The organism is Ruegeria sp. YS9 (assembly GCF_024628725.1).
GTDB classification, from domain to species: Bacteria; Pseudomonadota; Alphaproteobacteria; order Rhodobacterales; family Rhodobacteraceae; genus Ruegeria; species Ruegeria atlantica_C.
Genome location: NZ_CP102409.1, coordinates 813,661 through 833,528 on the forward strand (window position 1 = coordinate 813,661; position 19,868 = coordinate 833,528).

At 59.4% G+C, this 19,868-nt stretch carries 22 protein-coding genes; 9 read left to right on the plus strand and 13 right to left on the minus strand.

Features of this window, described 5'->3' with window-relative positions; all coding sequences use genetic code 11:
- The first annotated feature begins 1 nt into the window (after position 1).
- From NOR97_RS04225 to upp, 4 genes are read left to right on the plus strand one after another with little or no spacing between them, the layout of a single operon-like run.
- Positions 2-1,309 carry a thymidine phosphorylase gene (locus NOR97_RS04225; protein WP_257600294.1) on the plus strand — a complete coding sequence of 436 codons (1,308 nt, stop codon included), beginning with the start codon at positions 2-4 and terminating at the stop codon, positions 1,307-1,309.
- Entirely contained in the window at positions 1,306-2,517 is a 1,212-nt protein-coding gene (locus tag NOR97_RS04230; protein WP_257600295.1) for a phosphopentomutase, read from the plus strand. Before NOR97_RS04225 ends, NOR97_RS04230 begins: the two co-directional genes overlap by 4 nt.
- Positions 2,514-3,500: an adenosine deaminase gene (locus NOR97_RS04235; protein ID WP_257600296.1), complete on the plus strand. Its 987-nt coding sequence runs from the start codon at positions 2,514-2,516 to the stop codon at positions 3,498-3,500. Before NOR97_RS04230 ends, NOR97_RS04235 begins: the two co-directional genes overlap by 4 nt.
- Positions 3,497-4,129 (plus strand): uracil phosphoribosyltransferase, encoded by a 633-nt coding sequence (gene upp, locus NOR97_RS04240; protein WP_170347240.1) that lies wholly within the window; start codon positions 3,497-3,499, stop codon positions 4,127-4,129. The genes NOR97_RS04235 and upp overlap by 4 nt, the downstream gene beginning before the upstream one ends.
- 6 nt (positions 4,130-4,135) lie before the next feature.
- On the opposite strand, the gene NOR97_RS04245 is transcribed toward upp, so the two are convergent.
- Positions 4,136-5,149: a hypothetical protein gene (locus NOR97_RS04245; RefSeq protein ID WP_257600297.1), complete on the minus strand. Its 1,014-nt coding sequence runs from the start codon at positions 5,147-5,149 to the stop codon at positions 4,136-4,138.
- Between the two features lie 136 nt (positions 5,150-5,285).
- On the opposite strand from NOR97_RS04245, the gene NOR97_RS04250 reads away from it, so the two are divergent.
- Both NOR97_RS04250 and NOR97_RS04255 read left to right on the plus strand, forming a co-directional pair.
- Positions 5,286-6,221 (plus strand): DMT family transporter, encoded by a 936-nt coding sequence (locus NOR97_RS04250; RefSeq protein WP_257600298.1) that lies wholly within the window; start codon positions 5,286-5,288, stop codon positions 6,219-6,221.
- A gap of 281 nt (positions 6,222-6,502) precedes the next feature.
- A complete protein-coding gene (locus NOR97_RS04255) occupies positions 6,503-7,276 on the plus strand; it encodes a Hint domain-containing protein (RefSeq protein WP_257600299.1) in 774 nt (257 codons plus the stop codon).
- Between the two features lie 56 nt (positions 7,277-7,332).
- On the opposite strand, the gene NOR97_RS04260 is transcribed toward NOR97_RS04255, so the two are convergent.
- From NOR97_RS04260 to NOR97_RS04295, 8 genes are all read right to left on the minus strand, one after another.
- The gene (locus NOR97_RS04260) at positions 7,333-9,534 is read right to left on the minus strand and encodes a 3-hydroxyacyl-CoA dehydrogenase NAD-binding domain-containing protein (RefSeq protein ID WP_257600300.1); all 2,202 of its coding nucleotides are present in this window, start codon (positions 9,532-9,534) and stop codon (positions 7,333-7,335) included.
- Complete coding sequence (locus tag NOR97_RS04265) at positions 9,527-10,015, minus strand: cupin domain-containing protein (RefSeq protein WP_170347235.1); 489 nt, start codon at positions 10,013-10,015, stop codon at positions 9,527-9,529. The genes NOR97_RS04260 and NOR97_RS04265 overlap by 8 nt, the downstream gene beginning before the upstream one ends.
- Positions 10,015-11,226 carry an acetyl-CoA C-acetyltransferase gene (locus NOR97_RS04270; RefSeq protein ID WP_171363086.1) on the minus strand — a complete coding sequence of 404 codons (1,212 nt, stop codon included), beginning with the start codon at positions 11,224-11,226 and terminating at the stop codon, positions 10,015-10,017. Before NOR97_RS04270 ends, NOR97_RS04265 begins: the two co-directional genes overlap by 1 nt.
- Positions 11,227-11,237: 11 nt before the next feature.
- Positions 11,238-11,876 carry a glutathione S-transferase family protein gene (locus NOR97_RS04275; RefSeq protein WP_170347233.1) on the minus strand — a complete coding sequence of 213 codons (639 nt, stop codon included), beginning with the start codon at positions 11,874-11,876 and terminating at the stop codon, positions 11,238-11,240.
- Positions 11,877-12,153: 277 nt separating this feature from the next.
- Entirely contained in the window at positions 12,154-12,366 is a 213-nt protein-coding gene (locus tag NOR97_RS04280; RefSeq protein WP_257600301.1) for a hypothetical protein, read from the minus strand.
- Positions 12,367-12,420: 54 nt separating this feature from the next.
- Positions 12,421-14,202, minus strand: coding sequence for an acyl-CoA dehydrogenase C-terminal domain-containing protein (locus NOR97_RS04285; protein WP_257600302.1), 1,782 nt, complete (start codon positions 14,200-14,202; stop codon positions 12,421-12,423).
- 42 nt (positions 14,203-14,244) lie between these two features.
- Positions 14,245-14,646, minus strand: coding sequence for a MerR family DNA-binding transcriptional regulator (locus tag NOR97_RS04290; RefSeq protein WP_257600303.1), 402 nt, complete (start codon positions 14,644-14,646; stop codon positions 14,245-14,247).
- Between the two features lie 271 nt (positions 14,647-14,917).
- A complete protein-coding gene (locus NOR97_RS04295; protein WP_152457425.1) occupies positions 14,918-15,286 on the minus strand; it encodes a MerR family DNA-binding transcriptional regulator in 369 nt (122 codons plus the stop codon).
- Between the two features lie 115 nt (positions 15,287-15,401).
- On the opposite strand from NOR97_RS04295, the gene NOR97_RS04300 reads away from it, so the two are divergent.
- The 3 genes from NOR97_RS04300 to NOR97_RS04310 are packed head-to-tail and all read left to right on the plus strand — an operon-like array spanning position 15,402 to position 17,660.
- Entirely contained in the window at positions 15,402-15,821 is a 420-nt protein-coding gene (locus tag NOR97_RS04300; protein WP_257600304.1) for a PaaI family thioesterase, read from the plus strand.
- 1 nt (position 15,822) lies between these two features.
- Complete coding sequence (locus NOR97_RS04305) at positions 15,823-16,341, plus strand: PaaI family thioesterase (protein ID WP_170347229.1); 519 nt, start codon at positions 15,823-15,825, stop codon at positions 16,339-16,341.
- A gap of 2 nt (positions 16,342-16,343) precedes the next feature.
- Entirely contained in the window at positions 16,344-17,660 is a 1,317-nt protein-coding gene (locus tag NOR97_RS04310; RefSeq protein WP_257600305.1) for an MATE family efflux transporter, read from the plus strand.
- Here the strand turns inward: NOR97_RS04310 and arsC are convergent.
- The 4 genes from arsC to NOR97_RS04330 are packed head-to-tail and all read right to left on the minus strand — an operon-like array spanning position 17,657 to position 19,816.
- Positions 17,657-17,998, minus strand: a complete 342-nt coding sequence (arsC, locus tag NOR97_RS04315; protein WP_257600306.1) for an arsenate reductase (glutaredoxin) — start codon at positions 17,996-17,998, stop codon at positions 17,657-17,659. The two genes, NOR97_RS04310 and arsC, sit on opposite strands and share 4 nt — an antisense overlap.
- Positions 17,995-19,053 carry a quinone-dependent dihydroorotate dehydrogenase gene (locus NOR97_RS04320; RefSeq protein ID WP_257600307.1) on the minus strand — a complete coding sequence of 353 codons (1,059 nt, stop codon included), beginning with the start codon at positions 19,051-19,053 and terminating at the stop codon, positions 17,995-17,997. Before NOR97_RS04320 ends, arsC begins: the two co-directional genes overlap by 4 nt.
- A complete protein-coding gene (locus NOR97_RS04325; RefSeq protein WP_257600308.1) occupies positions 19,050-19,481 on the minus strand; it encodes a DUF1330 domain-containing protein in 432 nt (143 codons plus the stop codon). The genes NOR97_RS04320 and NOR97_RS04325 overlap by 4 nt, the downstream gene beginning before the upstream one ends.
- The gene (locus NOR97_RS04330; protein WP_257600309.1) at positions 19,478-19,816 is read right to left on the minus strand and encodes a DUF952 domain-containing protein; all 339 of its coding nucleotides are present in this window, start codon (positions 19,814-19,816) and stop codon (positions 19,478-19,480) included. Before NOR97_RS04330 ends, NOR97_RS04325 begins: the two co-directional genes overlap by 4 nt.
- Between the last annotated feature and the right edge of the window lie 52 nt (positions 19,817-19,868).

The window sequence follows — 19,868 nt, forward strand, 5'->3', positions numbered from 1 at the left end:
CATGGATGCCCGCTCGATCATAGCAAAACTGCGCAGGCAGGAGGTGCCCGGTCGCGAGGAGCTGATCTGGTTTGCGCAGGGGCTTGCGGACGGAAGCGTCAGCGACGCGCAGGCCGGGGCTTTTGCCATGGCCGTCTGCATGGGCGGTTTGGGCCCTCGGGGACGTGCGGATTTGACGATCGCGATGCGCGACAGTGGAGACGTACTGACCTGGGATGTGGACGGACCGGTGGTCGACAAGCACTCGACCGGTGGTGTCGGGGACAGTGTCAGCCTGGTTCTTGCCCCGGCGCTTGCGGAATGTGGGGCGTATGTCCCAATGATCTCGGGCCGGGGCCTGGGGCACACCGGTGGAACGCTTGACAAGCTTGAGGCCATCCCGGGGGTCAGCACTCAGATAGGGCAGGACCGTCTTGCGCAGATTCTGCGCGATACCGGCGCGGCCATCGTCGGGGCGACGGGCCAGATCGCGCCCGCAGACAAGCGTCTTTATGCGGTGCGGGATGTGACCGCGACAGTCGAGAGCCTGGATCTGATCACAGCGTCGATCCTGTCCAAAAAGCTGGCCGCCAGCCCGGACGCTCTGGTTCTTGACGTCAAGGTCGGCAGCGGCGCTTTCATGAAAACGATGGAAGATGCCCGCAAATTGGCCACCGCATTGACCGAGACCGCCAACGCAGCAGGGTGTCGCACGTCGGCGGTGATCACTGACATGAATCAACCCTTGGCCCCGGCGTTGGGGAGTGCTTTGGAGATCGCTGAGGTGATGAAAGTGCTGACCACGTCGGATATGTCACCTTTGGCAGACATTTCTGCCGAGTTGGGGGGCGTCTTGCTGACCGATGCAGGAATGTGCGGTTCGGTCGAGGAGGGGCGTGACAAAATCTTTGAAATCATCCGTGACGGACGCGCCGCAGAGCGATTTGGTCGCATGATGGCAGCTGTTGGTGGCCCCGTTCAGTTCGTCGAGACCTGGGCTCGGTTCCTGCCTGAGGCGAATGTCATCCAAGAGGTTCCGGCCCCGCAGGACGGCTTCATCTCGGCCGTCGATGGCGAAGCTCTGGGTCTTGCCGTGGTTGCGCTGGGCGGTGGCCGTCAGGTCGAAAGTGACGAGATCGACCCCGCCGTCGGGATATCCAGTATTCTTCGGCTTGGCGATCGCGTGTCCAAAGGCGCGCCGATTGCCGTGATCCATGCTGCGCGGGAAGATGCCGCGCGCCGAGCCGCAGAAACCGTGCTGAGCGCGATTGAGATCAGCGATACGGCTCCGACGCTTCCAGATCTGATCCACGAAAGGGTTCGCGTATGAGCCGTGCTTTTCTTGTCGTCATGGATTCCGTCGGAATAGGCGGTGCGCCTGATGCCGATCGTTTTTTCAATGGCGACGTCCCGGATAGTGGGGCAAACACGCTGGCTCATATCGCGCAGGCCTGTGCCGAAGGGCGGGCCGAAGACGGTCGCTCGGGTCCTTTGAACCTGCCGAACCTCGACGCACTGGGGTTGGGTGCGGCTGCGCGACTGGCGTCTGGGGACGCAACCCCCGGATTGGACGCCGAACCCAATGGGTTGTGGGGCTGCGCGCGCGAGCATTCGCCCGGCAAAGACACGCCCTCGGGCCATTGGGAGCTGGCAGGTCTGCCGGTGCCCTGGGATTGGCACTATTTCCCGGATACGGTTCCAGCTTTTCCTGCGGACCTGAGCCGCGCAGCGGCCCAGGCCGCCGGGACCGAAGGCATCCTTGGCGATTGCCATGCCTCGGGCACGGCGATCATCGCTGAACTGGGTGCCGAGCATATGCGAACCGGCTGGCCGATCTGCTACACCTCAGCCGACAGTGTGTTTCAGATCGCAGCCCATGAAGAGAGTTTCGGGCTGGACCGTTTGCTGGGTATGTGCCGCGCGCTTGCCCCGCGCTTGCACGAGATGAAAGTGGGTCGTGTCATTGCGCGCCCCTTTGTCGGCACGCCAGAGGCGGGCTTCAGACGGACAACCAACCGCAAGGATTTCGCCATTCAGCCGCCCGCTCCGGTTCTGACCAATTGGGCGCAGGATGCCGGGCGGAAAGTGCACGCAGTGGGCAAGATCGGCGACATCTTTTCCATGCAGGGTATCGACACGCTGCGCAAAGGGTCGGACGCTGAACTCATGCAGCACCTTTCAGATCTGGTGGATGACGCCGAAGAGGGCAGCCTGACTTTCGCCAACTTTGTTGAATTCGACAGTCTGTACGGCCACCGCCGCGATATCAGCGGTTATGCCCGAGCATTGGAATGGTTCGACCACGAGATCGGCGAGATTCTGCCCCGGCTCCGCCCCGGCGACCTGTTGGTTTTGACCGCCGATCATGGCAATGATCCCAGTTGGACCGGGACAGATCACACACGTGAACAAGTACCGGTTCTGATTTCCGGGTCAGGCACGGGGCAGATCGGCCAGGTGGACTTTGCCGACATTGCCGCCAGCATCGCCCATCACCTGAACATTCCGGCGCAAGGACCGGGAAGGAATTTTCTATGAGCGTCGCCGACCTGCCGAAAATAGAACTGCACCTGCATCACGAAGGCGCCGCGCCACCGGCGTTCATTCGCCAGCTTGCGCATGAAAAACGGGTGGATCTGAGCGGTATCTTCAAGCCGGACGGATCTTATGATTTCCGCGATTTCGCGCATTTCCTGAATGTGTATGAGGCCGCCTGCGAAGTCCTGAAAACGCCTGAAGACTTCCGGCGGCTGACATTGGCCATTCTCGAAGAAAGCGCCGAAAATGGTGTCGTCTACTCTGAGACTTTTCTGAGCCCCGATTTTTGTGGCGGCGGCGACCTGCACGCCTGGCGGGACTATCTGAACGCCATTCAGGACGCGGCGGACGAGGCCGAGCGCAAGTTTGACATTACTTTGCGCGGTGTCATTACCTGTGTGCGCCATTTCGGTCCCGATCAAGCCAAGCGCAGCGCCTATTGCGCGGCAGAGACTGCGGGCGACTGGATCACCGGTTTTGGCATGGGGGGAAATGAATCCGTTGGCACTCAGGGCGATTTCAAATGGGCTTTCGACTGCGCACGCGAGGCCGGGCTTCGCCTGACGACACATGCCGGAGAGTTCGGCGGCCCTGAAAGCGTGCGCGATGCCGTGCGCGATCTGGGGGTCGAGCGCATCGGACACGGTGTTCGCGCCCTCGAGGATCCAGACCTTGTTCGCGAACTGGTCGACCGGGACATCACTCTTGAGGTCTGTCCTGGATCGAATGTGGTTCTGGGGCTTTTCCCCGATTTTGCGGCCCACCCGATTGCGAACCTGCGCGATGCAGGCGTGAAGGTCACGGTATCCACAGACGACCCCCCGTTTTTTCACACGACCATGCGACGGGAATATGAGATGTTGAACGCAGCCTTCGGCTGGGAGGCCGAAGATTTTGCGGCCCTGAATCAGACCGCCCTGGAAGCGGCCTTTTGTGATGATGATACCCGTGCGCGGGTCAAGAAAAGACTGGAGAACACATGAGCGAACATCTGACCGTCGTCGATCACCCGCTGGTGCAACACAAACTGACGCTCATGCGGGACAAGGGGACCTCGACCGCCGTATTCCGGCAGTTGCTGCGCGAAATTACGCTGCTGCTGGCCTATGAGGTCACGCGCGAAATACCGTTGACCACGCGCCATATCGAAACACCGATGGAAGAAATGGACGCCCCCATTCTGGCGGGCAAGAAAATGGCGCTGGTGTCGATCCTGCGCGCTGGAAACGGGATGCTGGATGGGGTGCTGGAGCTGGTTCCCTCCGCGCGCGTCGGTTTTGTCGGCCTGTATCGCGACGAAGAAACGCTGAAGCCCGTGCAGTATTACTTCAAAGCACCCGAGAGCCTGAAGGACCGTTTGGTTATCGCGGTGGATCCGATGCTGGCCACCGGCAACAGTTCGGCTGCGGCGATTGACCTGCTGAAAGAGGCGGGGGCGACGGATATCCGCTTTCTCTGTCTGTTGGCCGCGCCGGAAGGTGTTGCGCGTATGAAAGAGGCGCACCCGGATGTGCACATCGTCACCGCCGCACTGGACCGCGAACTGAACTCGAAAGGCTATATCATGCCGGGTCTGGGCGATGCGGGCGACCGGATGTTTGGAACCAAGTAACCCGGATTATTCGCCGCATATGTTTTGCAGCCGGACCCAATCGCGGTCCGGCAACACCTGTTCCAGGGTACGGCCAGCCATGGGATCAGCCTCGATCAGACCCAGTACTGATTCACCGGTAATGTCCTGAGCATAGGCGTAAGGGGTAGAGGGCAGGGCGCTTTGCGAGAACATCGCCAGCAAGTCGTCGTCCGGAAGGGATGGTCGGGGCTGCGAGAGGACCTGTTCGGTATAGGTGTCAATGATCTCAGGTGTCAGTTCCCCGGTCGTCAACAACCGAAAGGCCGAGGATGCCCCGGTTCTGTCCAGCAGATCATCCAGCGGGTCCTTGAGCGCCGTCCGCGCGCGCTCTGCGATAACATAACCTGCTGCGACCGCAGGGTCTTCGTGGTCTTCTACCAGGGCACGATTCAATAGAACGGTGCCACCCGGCAGGCTGAGGCTGTCCTGAACGCCCGCGGGCAGAATAACGATCTGCCGGACGCCCGTACGACTGGCCATGCGATCCAGTGAAGCCTGCGCATCCACAGACGTGCAGGCCGGGCCCGAGACGCGCTCGATCCGCCGCAAAATCGTGTCTCCGATCTCCTGTCGTTTGATTTCGGGCACGACCGAGACAACATGGTTTTGCAACGCACCGGGCAGCCAAAACAACAATACCGCCAGAACCGCGGCCACAACGCCTCCGACGCTCATCCAGCGCAAACGACCGGGATGAGGACGAGAGCGTTCGATGGCACGTTGCAGCCGGTCGATCGCTTCAAGCATCGTGGTTTCGGATTCTCCCAGTTCCAGTGTCTCATCCGGATCGCCGTCGGGGCAAAAAACAGCCGGAAAGACACCGGGGTTCTGCCGTTCAAGCGCTGCCAAAGACCAATGCGTCAAAGCCCTGTCATTGAAATCGGAAATGGTCAGGGTGGCCTTGCCAATCGATACCACAACTTCGCGCCGCTGTTCATCGGGCGAAGGGCGCCACAGACCGGTGGCTTCGATCCGCTGGTACTGTTTCAGGGCCGTCATCTGGTTGGGGTCTGCTCGAAATTGTTTTGCCACAGCTTAGCATGGTGAAATCGCCGGGCGCAAACCTGTTGCGCAGGTATTCCGATTTGTGCTGGATACCCGTCAGGAAAAATTTGATCGCAACAAAGGCGCGGACATGCAGCAAGACACGACCACCTCTCCGGTGCTGGCTTCGGTCCTTATGGTGGCTGCAATGGCGATCATCGGCGTGATCGACAATGTTGTGATCCTGCTGGCCGAGACGGTCGGGCTGTGGCAATTCCATTTCATGCGTGCATTGCTGATGCTGCCGCTGATTGTCGGCCTGTCCCTTATGGGGCTGGGCGGGCTGAGGCCCCATCGGTGGGGAGCGGTCACCTTGCGCAGTCTTCTGATCACGACGGCCATGTTTTTCTATTTTGCGTCGCTGTCGATGATGCCGATTGCGCAAGCCCTGGCAGGGTTGTTCACCTCGCCGATTTTCGTGCTGTTGATTTCGTCCATAGCGCTCGGGCAAAAGATCGGGCCATGGCGCATTCTGGCCGTTCTGGTCGGTTTTTCGGGCACTCTTCTGGTTTTGCAGCCAAACCCGGTTGCATTTGACATGCGTTCGGTTTTCCCGGTTGCCGCTGGTTTTTTCTATGCCTTGAGTTCGATCATGACGCGGACATATTGCGCGCGTGAAAGCACGGTAGCGATGCTGGCAGCCATGGTCATTACCCTTGGGCTGTCAGGGGCCGTGGGTGCCGCCTTGTTCACAGTTGCACCCGTTGCCACGCTGGACGGGCCGGACGGCTTTGTTACACGGGGTTGGGTCTGGGAAGTGGGGCCCGCGCTGCAATGGATTGTTGTTCAGGCCGTCGGGTCAACGATTGCCGTCTTCATGCTCATCAAGGCCTATCAGGTAGGCGAGACCTCTTACGTGGCCGTGTTCGAGTATTCGGTGATGATCTTCGGGCCGCTCTTTGCATTCGTCGCACTGGGTCAGGCCCTTGATTTGATGCAAGTGTCCGGGATTGTCCTGATCGCGGCGGCAGGGGTTTTGCTGGGCTGGCGGGCCAGGCGGTCATCCACCCAGCAGGAACTTGCCTGAAACGTACAACAGCGCACTGCCAACGGATTTTGCGGCTGCAACCTCAACAAGCGGGTTCATTTCAACGGATCAGGTGCAGATGGATTCGTAAGTTCCATGCATGCTGACCGTTTCGAAAATTGCACAAAAGCCTGTTTAAGCCTTGTGAGTGTTTACCAAATCGCCCTGAGAACGCGCTGAGACGGCCTAAATTGGGCATAAATATGTCCGAAATAAGACAGTCCCGATTTTTGATGTTAGCTGTTTGGCATAGTGAGTTTGTGCCAAAGGGGGTTAGGCACGTGTCTGAAGTTACGAGTATTTCCGTATATCTTGATCAGTCGTTAGAAACTGATCCATCCGGTTTGAACCACGCCGTGAACGCGCGCCGTGGTGGCTTTTTGAACGGCACGAAGGTTGCGACAACCAGCGGGTGGAAACCGGTTGAACGCATTGCCGTCGGCGATCTGGTCCGAACTCTGGATCACGGGTTCAAAGAGGTGCGCCGCATCTCGACCAGCGTCGTGGTCATTCCTGCCGAAGAGCGCCGTTCCGAGTATTTGCCGGTTTTCGTACCTGCACGCGCCGCATATAACGGGCGCCCCGTCTGGCTGATGCCCGAGCAGGGCATCGCTCTGAACCTGTCGCAGATTGATGCCAGTGTCAGCGGCTGTTCCGTTGTCTCCGCACGATTGCTGAATGGCGTGGGTCGGTTTATGTCGCAGGCACCGGGATCGTCGTTTGAAGTCCGTTCCCTGTTTTTCGACGAAGATCAGGTGATCTTTGTCGAGGGCGGCCTGCAAGCGTACTGCCCTTCCGGCCTGTTCAACATGCGCGGCACAGCCAGCGGGGCTGGTTACGATGTCGCCGATGAAGACACCGGCACAGAGCTGGTCAACCAGATTGCAAGCAGGGGCGATATGTCGGCCCTTGCCAATCCATTGGGTGCCCTGCCTGCACCCATTCCGCAGGAACCGATATTTCCGATCCGTCCGCCCTCTGGGGTCAGGCGGCCGGGTCGACCGGGGCGTCCAAACGCACCGGTGCTGTTTTTGCGGCCCGAATGGCAGATCTAACCAAACACTGACAAAAACGATGCAGGCGCGTGAACTCACGCGCCTGCATCACTGTTTCAGGCAGCTTTTGCTTCGGGGTTGAAGCGCCCGTAGAAGGTTTGCCCCTTCTCGGCCATCTCACGCAGCAGCGGCGGGCAGGCAAAGCGTTCGCCATATTTCTCGGCCAGCTGATCGCATCGTTCGGCTGCGTAGGGCGTGCCGATGATGTCGAGCCAGCTGAGCGGACCACCGGACCAAGGCGCAAAGCCCCAGCCCAGAATGGCGCCTACGTCGCCTTCACGGATGTCTTCCAGCACACCTTCTTCCAGCGCCCGAACCGCTTCCAGAACCTGCGCGAACATCAGGCGCTCCTGTACTTCGATCAGGTCGGGCTGGTCTTTGGCAAGTGGATACTTCTCTTGAAGACCCTTCCAGTATTCGACGCGTTTGCCCTTTTCGTCATAGACGAAGAAGCCGGCGTTTGCCTTGCGCCCCAAACGGCCCTGTTCTTCCATCCAGAAGATCAGATCGTCCGAGGGGCTTTCCGGATAGGCATCGCCCATGGCTGCCTTGGTCGCACGGGCGATCTTGGCCCCCAGATCAATCGAGGTTTCGTCGGTCAGCTGAATCGGCCCCACCGGGAAGCCCAGCTGACGCGCCGCGTTGTCGATCAGCACGGGGCTTACGCCTTCGGTGATCATCCGTGCACCTTCGTTGATGTACGGAATGATGCAGCGGTTGGCGTAGAAGAAGCGCGCATCGTTGACCACGATCGGCGTCTTGCGGATCTGGCGCACATAGTCGAGAGCCTTGGCAACGGCGCGATCACCGGTTTCCTTGCCCTTGATGATCTCGACCAGCAACATCTTCTCGACCGGCGAGAAGAAGTGGATGCCGATGAATTGGTCCGGACGCACGCTTGCCTTGGCCAGATCTGAAATCGGCAGGGTCGAGGTGTTCGAGGCAAAGATGCAGTCTTCCGGGATGATCGCCTCGACCTTTTTGGTCATCTCGGCCTTTACGCCCATGTCTTCAAACACGGCTTCGATGATCAGGTCACACCCTTTCAGATGGTCCAGATCCGGTGTCGCCGTGATGCGCGCCAGCATGGCCTCTTTCTTTTCAGCCGTGACCTTGCCGCGTTTGATACCTTTGTCCAGATAGGTTTCGGTATAAGCTTTGCCTTTGTCGGCCGCTTCCTGATCACGGTCGATCAGAACGACCTCCATGCCAGCTTGGGCAGAAACCAGTGCGATACCGGCCCCCATCATGCCAGCGCCCAGAACGCCGATTTTCTTGACGCGTTGATCGGGCACACCTTTCGGACGGACCGCGCCTTTTTCAAGCGCTTCCTTGTTGAGGAACAGTGTCCGGATCATCGCCGACGAGGACGGGTTCATCAGAACGTTGGTGAACCAGCGGGCTTCGATTTTCAAAGCGGTGTCAAAATCAACCAACGCGCCCTCATAGATCGCGCTCAGAAGGGCTTTGGCCGCAGGAAACGCACCTTGAGTTTTTCCGTGAACCATGGCGCTCGCGCCCACGAAGGTCATGAAACCGGCAGGGTGGTAAGGCGCGCCACCGGGCATCTTGTAGCCCTTCGCGTCCCAGGGTTTCACCAGATCAGCGTCCTTGGCATTCAGAACCCATTCCTTGGCCGCGGCAACCGGATCGTCGGCAACCGCGTCGATCAACTGCGCGCCCTTGGCCTTGGCCGGGTCCATCATCTTGCCTTCAAGCAGTACGGGGGCCGCCGCCATTGCACCAACCATGCGGCTGTAACGGATGGTGCCGCCGCCGCCGGGGAAGATGCCCAACAGGATTTCGGGCAGACCGATCTTGGACTTTGGATTGCTGGTCATAACACGGTGATGACACGCCAGTGCGATCTCGGTCCCGATCCCGGCGCAGGTTCCGTTGATCGCGCAGGCGATGGGTTTGCCGCCTTTCTTGGTCTTGGGGTCCATGCCCGCCAATTCCAGCTTGCGCAGGATGTGATGCCCGCCCATGACGAAATCAAACAACGCCTGTGCGGGTTCGTCACCCGCTTCCTGACGGATAGTCGCCAGTGTGTTCAGGTCCATGCCACCGGCAAAAGAGCCTTCCTTGCCCGAGGTGATGACAATACCTTTGATCTCGTCGTCGCTCAGGGCCTGATCAATCAGTTGGCTGACTTCCTGAAAAGCTTCGCGGGTCAGCACGTTCATGGATTTCCCCTGGGCGTCCCAGGTAACGAAAGCGACGCCGTCCGCGTCTTTGGTCAGAGTGAAATCAGTCATTGTCATCTCCAATCTGGTCAGCCGTCAGCGGGCTGCCGTCTTTCCGGGTGAAAGAGAATCCGTTCTCATCATCCTTCACCATCATGTCTATGTCGCTGTAATAGCCGGTCTCGGTCGGGGTCCGTGTGCCCACCACCAAAAAGGTCGCGGGCGCATCGGTTTTGTTCACAAGGTGGTGGCCGTTGGCCTCACCAGCGGGCCAAGCGGCGCAGTCACCGGGCAGCATCTCATGCTCACCATCGTCATCGATCAGCACGCATTTGCCACTGAGCATGATGGCAAATTCGTCCTGCTCCATATGGTAGTGGCGCAGCGACGAAAGGCCCCGGGGCTCCAGCCGCACGATGTTGACCCCGTACTGGGTCAGCCCGCCCGCATCCCCGACGCGCTGCACGAAACGACCAGCGGTCGCCTCGGCCAGCTTGCCCGGATAGGACGAGCCCCCCTTGAACGGGATCTGAGAGAGATCCAGCTTGGGCATCAGACCCGCTCGATAATCGTTGCCGCACCCATGCCGGACGCAATGCAGAGCGTGGCCAGACCGATTTCCTTGTCCTGGCGCTCCAGTTCGTCCAGCAAGGTGCCGATGATGATCGCACCGGTTGCGCCCAACGGGTGACCCATCGCGATCGAGCCGCCGTTGACATTGACCAGGGCCGGATCGACGTCAAACGCCTGCTGGAACCGCAGCACGACCGAGGCAAAGGCTTCGTTGACTTCGAACAGGTCCAGATCGCTGATCTTCATGCCGTTGTCGGCCAGGATCTTCTCGGTCACCGGAACCGGGCCGGTCAGCATGATGGTCGGGTCGGTGCCGATCTTGGCGGTCGCCTTGATGCGGGCGCGCGGTTTCAGGCCGTATTTTTCGCCAAATTCCTTGTTGCCGATCAGGACGGCCGCAGCCCCATCCACGATGCCCGAGCTGTTGCCGGCATGGTGGATGTGATTGATCCGCTCTAGATGCGGGTATTTCAACATTGCTACCTTGTCGAAGCCGGGCATCTGTTCGCCCATCATCTGGAAGGACGGGTTCAGTGCGCCAAGGCTTTGCATGTCGGTGCCGGGGCGCATGTATTCGTCACGGTCCAGAATGGGCAGGCCGTTCTGGTCCTTGACGGTGATGACCGACTTTTCGAACCGGTTGTCGGCCCAGGCTTCCGCCGCGCGCTTTTGCGATTCAACCGCAAGAGCGTCCGCGTCATCGCGGCTGAATCCGTATTCCGTTGCAATGATATCGGCCGAGATGCCCTGCGGCACAAAGTAGGTCTCCATCGCCAGAGAGGGGTCAACGGCAATCGCCGCGCCGTCGCTGCCCATGGGAACACGGCCCATCATCTCAACGCCACCTGCGATGTAAGCGTCGCCCGCGCCGCCCTTGACCTGGTTTGCGGCCAGGTTCACGGCTTCCATTCCGCTCGCGCAGAAACGGTTGATCGCCAGGCCGGGGATCGACTGGTCCAGGTCCGATGCCAGAACAGCCGAGCGCGCCAGACAGCCGCCTTGTTCCATCACCTGCGTGACGTTGCCCCAGATCACGTCTTCGACGGCGTGGCCTTCCAGGTTGTTGCGTTCTTTCATCGCGTTCAGGGTCAGGGCGGACAGGCGCACCGAGGTTACCTCGTGCAGGCTGCCATCCTTGCGGCCCTTGCCGCGCGGTGTGCGCAGAGCGTCATAAATATAAGCTTCGGTCATGGGTCTTCTCCTCAAGCTCGATCCGACGGGTTGCCGGGCATCAGGTCATAGGGGTGTTTCCAGCCGGGCTGCTCGGACAGGCGAGTCAGCCAGGCGTCGATATTGGGCCAGTCGGCACGGTCAAAGCCGAATGGTTCGGGGTAGTAAAGGTAGCCGCAGCAGCTGAGATCAGCGTTGGTTACGCCGTCGCCGACGATCCAGTCGCGGCCTTCCAGATGCGTGTTCAGCACCTGATAGGCAGCCTTCAGGCGGCCCTGGTTAAAGGCGATCACATCCGGGTTGCGATGCTGTTCGGGCAGAAAATTGATCAGGAACCGGGTCAGGCCCGCCATCGAGCTGAGCTTGTGATTGTCCCAAAGCACCCAGCGCAGGATGTCATAGTTCTCTTCCCGGTTTTTGCCGCCGAACTTGCCGGATTTTTCAGTCACATAGGCCTGAATGGCACCAGATTGGGAGGTTTGGAAATCACCATCGACCATGAAGGGTGCTTCGCCCATCACGTTGAGTTGTGAACGGAACTCGGGGCTGCGGGTGACACCCTTGAAGAAGTCGACAAAGACAGGCTCCCAATCGAGACCGGACATTTCCAGCGCCAGAGCGGCCTTGTAGGAATTGCCGCTTTCTCCGAAACAGTGCAGTTTTATGCTCATGCAATCGCCCCTCCCGTGGCGCACGTGGCTAAGCCGGAATTGAGTATTTTTGAAAAGATGAAGGTCAGTCGGTAACCTTTGATCAACCATCTTCCTATTCAATGGTCGCGCGGTACAGGCTGGAGAGCCGATGACCGCAAAAGGTGAAGTCGTCCCTGTCCTGATGGCGAGTGCGCCCGGTGGCAGGGACGCGTCGCAGCTTCATCTTTTCATAAATACTCCCGCCGGAGGTACCCGGCATCCAAGTTAGCGGTTTGTAATAAATCGCCGCTGGCATTCACTTTTTCCGGGCTTCCAGTTCGGAATTAAAAATTCGCAGGCGATGGGTCAGGTTGTCCTCGTTGATTACGCTGTTGAAGTTTTCGAACAGAAACGACAGCGCCTCTCCCTCGTCCAGACCGGCTTCGCGCGCGAACGCTTTGAGCTTGCGATACCCGTCCTCGGTCATTGCCACGGGAAAGCGGCGGGTCAGGCGGAAACGTTTTGGCATGTTGTTCCTCCGGTAAGCTGGGTCCGGTCAATGTTGCCCGGACCCAGATTGAGATCAGAAGCTTGCCGCGTCCAGCGCCATGACCGTGTCCTCACCGGTTTGAATGCGCGACAGGTGCAACGCCGTGGCGGGGAGGCGCCGGGCCATGTAGAAGCGGCCGGTGTTGATCTTGGTCTCGTAGAACTCTTTGTCCGACGTGCCATTGTCCAGCGCTTCTTGCGCGGCCTTGGCCATACGCGCCCACATCAGGCCCAGGCAGACATGGCCAAACATGTGCATGAAATCGTAGGAACCGGACAGCGCGTTGTTCGGATTCTTCATGCCTTCCTGCATGAAATACATGCCGGCAGCCTGCAGATCCTTGGACGCAGCCTTCAGCGGTTCGATGAAGGCTTTGTCATACGCCTCGTTCTGGCCCGCGTTTTCCTTGCAGAAGGTTTTGACCATGTCGAAGAAGGCCATGACATGCTTGCCGCCATCCTGCGCCAGTTTGCGGCCAACAAGGTCCAACGCCTGTACGCCGTTGGCGCCTTCATAGATCATGGCGATCCGGGCATCGCGGGTATATTGCGACATGCCCCATTCCTCGATGTAGCCATGGCCGCCATAGACCTGCTGCGCCTGAACGGTCATGTCGTAACCTTCATCCGTCAGGAAGCCCTTGATGACCGGGGTCAGAAGCGAGATCAGCCCGTCCGCGTCCTTGTCACCCGACCGGTGCGCCTTGTCGATCATCGTGGCACCCCACAGAATGAATGCGCGTGCACCTTCGGTGAAGCTTTTCTGGTCCATCAGGTTTCGTCGGATGTCAGGGTGAACGATCAGCGGATCGGCCGGGCCGTCCGGGTTCTTTGTGCCAGTAACATCACGGCCTTGCAGGCGATCCTTGGCGTATTCGACAGCATTTTGATACGCAGCTTCGGCCTGAGACAGGCCTTGCATGCCCACACCCAGACGCGCTTCGTTCATCATGGTGAACATGGCGCGCATGCCTTTGTGCTCTTGGCCCAGCAGCCAGCCGGTGGCCTCGTCATAATTCATGACGCAGGTCGAGTTGCCGTGGATGCCCATTTTTTCTTCGATCTTGCCGACCGATACGCCGTTGCGTTCGCCCAAAGAGCCGTCTTCGTTGACGATGAACTTGGGAACGATGAACAGCGAGACACCCTTGATACCCTCGGGGCCGCCGGGGATTTTCGCCAACACCAGATGGATGATGTTGTCGGCCATGTCGTGATCGCCAGCCGAGATAAAGATCTTCTGGCCCGAGATTTTATAGCTGCCGTCACCCTGCGGTTCCGCTTTGGTGCGCATCAGGCCCAGATCGGTGCCGCAATGCGGTTCCGTCAGGTTCATGGTGCCGGTCCATTCACAGCTGACCATTTTGGGCAGGTACTTGTTCTTCTGTTCGTCCGTTCCATGCGCCAGAATCGCCGATGCAGCACCGTGCGTCAGGCCCTGGTACATTGTGAAAGCCTGGTTGGAACCCGAGAACATCTCGCCCACGGCGGTGCCCAGCACATAGGGCATGTTCTGACCGCCATACTCTTCCGGCATGTCGAGGCCAGTCCAGCCACCTTCCTTCATCTGCTCGAAGGCGTCCTTGAACCCGGTCGGGGTGTACACAATGCCGTTTTCCAACCGGCATCCTTCGGTGTCGCCGACAACGTTCAGCGGATGCAGAACATTGGTGGCAACCTTGCCGGCTTCTTCCAGAACCGCGCCGGTAAACTCGGCTTCCAGTTCGTTGTAGCCGGGTATGTCCGACTGCGAGACATTCAGTACGTCGTGCAGGATGAACTGCATGTCTTTGGTTGGCGCGTTGTAAACGGGCATGTGAAGCTCCCTTAATTCATATGTCCGGATGACAGGTCGAGGTTACTCGGCTGCCTTCTTTTCCTGTTTCATCGAGGCGATGACTTTCTCGCCCCAGCGCAACTGCTCTTTCAGATCGTCGATGGCCTGCGTCAGCTCTTCGCGGCGCAATTCCATGTCCTCCAGACGCTCGCACGCGATTTCATAGGTGCGGGTCATCTGCGTGACCTGCTGGTCGCCGACATGGTACAAATCCAGCAGTTGCCGAATTTCTTCCAGGCTGAAACCAAATCGTTTGCCGCGCAGGATCAGTTTGAGCCGCGCCCGATCACGCTTGGTGAACAGACGTTTCTGGCCTTCACGGATCGGGAACAGAAGTTCCTTGGCCTCATAGAACCGCAAGGTGCGTGGTGTGACATCATAGGTCTCGCACATCTCGCGGATGGTCATCACATCTTCGGTCATTCGTCATACTCTCGTCACTGGCGTCATGAGATATGAGTTGCGCAGTTGATACGCGCTTTACAACACGAGAGTGACGTTTACGTAATCCAGACGCTGCGTCATTTCAAAGTTGACGTAACATCCGGTCACGTAAGCATGGTCTGACGCAATTTTCTTTCCGTCACGTCATGCAGTTTTTCCCGCCAAAGCTGTCGCAATTGTGGAAACACTGCGCATTTGTTTGCGCGGATTCAGGGTGATCAATTTGGTTTTTCGGACTCGGAAGGCGCGACTATCCCAACGACTTGGCCGTCTGGTCGCGCAGACGCTTGAGTTCGTCCATGGCTTCATCCAGTTGCTGGCGCTGCTGCTGAAGCTCGTTCATCTGGCGATCCGCCATCTCGACGAACGTGGCCATCTGCGCCTCATTGCCCTGATCTTCGTAGATCAAAAGCCATTGGCGAATCTCTTCCAGGGGGAATCCGAACTTGCGGCCGCGCATGATCAGCTTCATCCGCGCGCATTCACGCGGGCCGTAAAACCGGGACCGACCTTCACGGTCCGGTTGCAAAAGCTCGATGTATTCGTAATAGCGCAGAGTGCGCGGGGTCACGTCGAACTCGGCGCACATCTCTTTGAATGACAAACGGTTGTTGGACATTCCCGATCTCCTTGTCAGCAACCTAGGCGGTCCCGATCCCGAGCGCAACAGGTGGGCTTGCCCTTTGCGGAAACAGCGGCTCATAAAGGACGGGCAGAGAACAGGACGCAAACCTATGGTCGACAAGACAGTTTTAGCCCGCCAGTTTATCGAGGCGATCCCCCACGCGCGGGCATTGAACCTCAAGCTCACGCAGATCGGCGAGGGCGAGGCAGAGATCACGTTGCCCTACAATGAGGATCTGATCGGTGATCCGCGCACAGGGGTGATTCACGGTGGGGCGATTTCCACAATTCTGGACACTTGCTGCGGTGCTGCTGTGATGAGCCACCCCTCGGCCCCCGGCGGGACAGCCACGATCGATCTGCGAATTGACTACATGCGCGCGGCGACACCGGGTCAGACGATTACGGCGCACGCCGTCTGCTATCACATCACGCGGAACGTGGCTTTTGTACGAGCGACGGCTATGGACGACGACAAGGACCTGCCGGTGGCCACGGCCTCGGGGTCTTTTACGGTTGAGGGGAAATAACATGGCAAGACCTCGTCCCGAACCAATGCAGGTGGTCAAGCAGCGACGCGATGCAGCGTTGCGTGCGCTGGTTGACGGTGTGCCTTACATCCGCTTTCTCAATATCAGCTTCGACCGGCGCGGGGATGAACTGACCGGTGTTCTGAACTTCGATGACAAGTTGATTGGCAACCCGTTCCTGCCTGCGATTCACGGCGGTGTAACCGCGGCATTCCTCGAAGTGACCGCTGTCATTACCCTTAGTTGGGAGCATTTGTTCCCGCGCATCGAAAGTGGCGAGATCGACGGAGAGGCCATTGTGACCGACCCGAATATCCGCTTTCCCAAAACCATCGACTTTACCGTCGACTATCTGCGTTCGGGCCTTCCACGGGACGCATATGCGCGTGCCTTTATCAGCAGATCCGGGCGGCGGTATGCCTCGGTCCGGGTCGAAGCCTGGCAGGACAATCATGCGAAACTGTTTGCGCAGGCTTCCGGGCATTTCCTGATGCCGCACCCCCCCAGAGATCAGAGCTGACCATGCAGGACGCCTCGGCGCCCATTACGCACAGGCGGGTGTTGAAGATCGCGGTGCCGATTGTCCTGTCGAATGCCACCGTGCCCATTCTGGGTGCGGTGGATACGGGCGTGGTCGGGCAGATGGGCGAGGCGGCCCCAATCGGGGCGGTCGGCATCGGCGCTGTGATCCTGTCCACAGTCTATTGGATTTTCGGTTTCCTGCGGATGGGAACCACCGGGATGGCGGCGCAGGCACGCGGGGCAGGCGATATCGTTGAAACCCGGGCGCTGCTGATGCGCGGCCTGATCCTGGGAGGCGCGGCAGGGCTGTTCTTTATCCTTGGGCAAGTGGCCGTGTTTGCGGGTGCGTTCGCGCTTTCCCCGGCAAGCCCCGAAGTCGAAGCCCTGACCCGGTCCTACCTGGAGATTCGCATCTGGGGGGCACCTGCCACCATCGCGTTATATGCCGTTACCGGCTGGCTGATTGCCGTCGAGCGTACGCGCGGCGTGTTCGCCCTTCAGGTCTGGATGAACGGGTTGAATATCGTTCTCGACCTGTGGTTCGTTCTTGGGCTTGGCTGGGGGGTCGAGGGAGTTGCCATTGCCACCCTGATTGCAGAATGGACAGGATTGGCATTGGGGTTATGGCTTTGTCGGGATGGGTTCGCAGATGGAATCTGGCGCGATTGGGCGCGGGTGTTCGATGCTGCCCGGCTGCGGCGCATGTTGCAGGTCAACGGTGATATCATGCTGCGTTCGGTTCTGTTGACCGGATCGTTCACGACATTCCTTTTTGTTGGCTCGGATCTGGGTGACGTGAATCTGGCCGCCAATCAGGTCTTGCTTCAATTTCTTGAAATCACCGCCTTTGCGCTTGATGGGTTTGCCTTTTCCGCCGAAGCGCTGGTCGGAGGCGCAGTCGGGGCCAGAGACAGGTATCAGGTGCGTCGCGCCTCGGTCATGGCCTCGCAATGGGGTGTTGGGGGGGCGCTGTTGCTGGGAACGGTTTTCTTCTTGGCCGGCCCGGCGCTGATCGACCTGATGTCAACTTCACCGCAGGTGCGTGCAGCCGGACGGGAATACCTGTTCTGGGCTGCAATCGCCCCGGTGATCGGAGTGGCAAGCTGGATGTACGACGGTATCTACATCGGTGCCACCTGGACCCGCGCCATGCGCAACGCGATGATTCAGTCAGTGGCGATCTATGTGGTCGCACTTTTCATACTGGTGCCGAGTTTCGGCAATCACGGCCTGTGGGCCGCGTTGATGGTTCTCAACATCGCACGTGGGGTGACAATGGGCTGGCGCTATCCCAAGCTTGAGGCACAGGTCGCCTAGAGCAGCGTCAACAGGTTTTCCGGCGGACGCCCGATGGCGGCTTTGTCTCCGGCAATTGCCAAAGGCCGCTCGATCAGGATCGGGTTTTCGGCCATGGCACGGATCAGGTCTTCGTCGGGCGAGATTTTGGCCAGCCCCAGTTCCTTGAACCGTTTTTCGCCCGTGCGCATCATTTCGATGGGCGACAGCCCAAGGGCGGATTGCGCAGCGCGCAACTCATCTATTGACGGCGTGTCTTCCAGGTATTTTCGTACAGAGATCTGCGCACCGTTTTCTTCCAAAAGCGCCAGACCGGCGCGGGATTTGGAACAGCGGGGGTTGTGCCAGTATTCGATCACAGCCAATCCTCTCGTTTGCTGCCGACAGCTTGCGATACGGTGTCAAAACCGTCACGCGCCAGCAAGTCATCCAGCCCTTCGGCGATGTCGGCAGCCAGGGAAATGCCGCCATACACCATCGCGGTATAGAACTGCACAGCCGATGCCCCGGCACAGATCTTGGCATAGGCCTGCTCGGCATTGCTGATGCCGCCCACGCCTATCAGGGGGATATCCCCGTCCGTCAGTTTGCTCAGCCGCGCCAGTACACGGGTGGACTTTTCAAACAATGGGGCGCCCGACAAACCACCGGTTTCGTCTTTGTGTACGCTGCGCAAACCGTCGCGGGACAGGGTGGTGTTGGTGGCGATCACAGCGTCCACCCGGGTTTCGCGGGCGACCTCGGCGATGTCCTGCAACTCCGCCTCGGTGAGATCCGGTGCGATTTTCAGGAAGATCGGCAACGGGCGCGGCAGCGCATTGCGCGTCTCGATCACACCGCTCAAAAGCGCGGTGAGTGCGGCTTTGCCCTGCAAATCCCGCAACTTTTCCGTGTTCGGGGATGACACGTTGACGGTCGCAAAATCCAGATATTCGGCACAATGGGCCAGCACTTTTACAAAGTCGCCGGCGCGGTCTTCGCTGTCCTTGTTCGCCCCCAGATTCAGGCCGATGACCGCGTCTTTGGGGCGGTGTGCCAGCCGTTTGGCCATCACCTCCATGCCTTCGTTGTTGAAGCCAAAGCGGTTGATGGCTGCCCTGTCCTCGGTCAGGCGAAACAGGCGGGGTTTGGGGTTCCCCGGTTGCGGGCGCGGCGTGACCGCCCCGACTTCGACAAAACCAAACCCGGCGCGGGACAGCGGGGTCAGAACCTCGCCGTTTTTGTCGAACCCGGCAGCCAGCCCGACCGGGTTCGGCAGGTTCAGCCCGGCAACGACGGTTTTCAGGCGCGGCGTCGTTACCGGCCCCGGTGCGGGTGCAAGCCCGGACTTCAACGCCTTGATCGACATCCCGTGGGCGGTCTCGGGGTCCATGCGGTGCAGGGCGGCAAGGCCCAGTTTCTCCAACAGTTTCATCCGAATGTCGCCCCGGCTTCACCTGAACCGCATCGGATCAGGCGCGACGTTTCCACCGCCGCCTGACGGTGGATCACCGCCGCCCGATAGACCGGGTCAGTGACCATTTCCAGAAATGCATGTGCCGTCGGATAGCGGGCAATGAAAACGGCATCCCATGCCTCGTCCGCCGGTCCAATCAGGGTTGCTTCAAACACCCCACGCCAGAGGATGCGCGCCCCGATGCGTTCAATGATCGGAGCGGTTTCTGCCCCGTAGTTTTGATAGGCTCGCGCTCCGGTCAGCCCTGCATTCACCAGTTCATGCGCGGTTGGGTACTGCGCCTTGGCCCGAAACTTCACCAAATTGAGCATTTCGATCGGCATGTCCCGATCCAGAGCTTTGAATGCCTCGAACTGGTCGCGGTCCGGGTCGATGTAAGATGTCATGTCATGTCCTTTGGGAACTGGTGCGCGGTGCCGTCAAAGGGCAGAGGGCGTGACCAGACGACATCGCTCATCCGGATCTGGCGATAAAGGTGCGGGAACAGGGCACCCCCGCGCGAGACCTCCCATTTCAGGTCGTCGCCCATCGCGTCTGCGTCACAGGCCAGCAAAACCAGACCATCGACACCGGCAAAATGTCTGGCTGCGGTTTCAGCGGCTTGTTCAGCGGTGGAAAAGTGGACAAACCCGTCAGCGACATCAATCTGTGCGCCGTCCGAGGCACCCTGGTTCTGCAAGGCGGCCCACTCTTCGGCTCGGAAAATCTTGTAAATCAGCATACGGACCTGATGCCCCGCGCCGAAGATGGAATCAAGTCGGATTTCTTCTTTG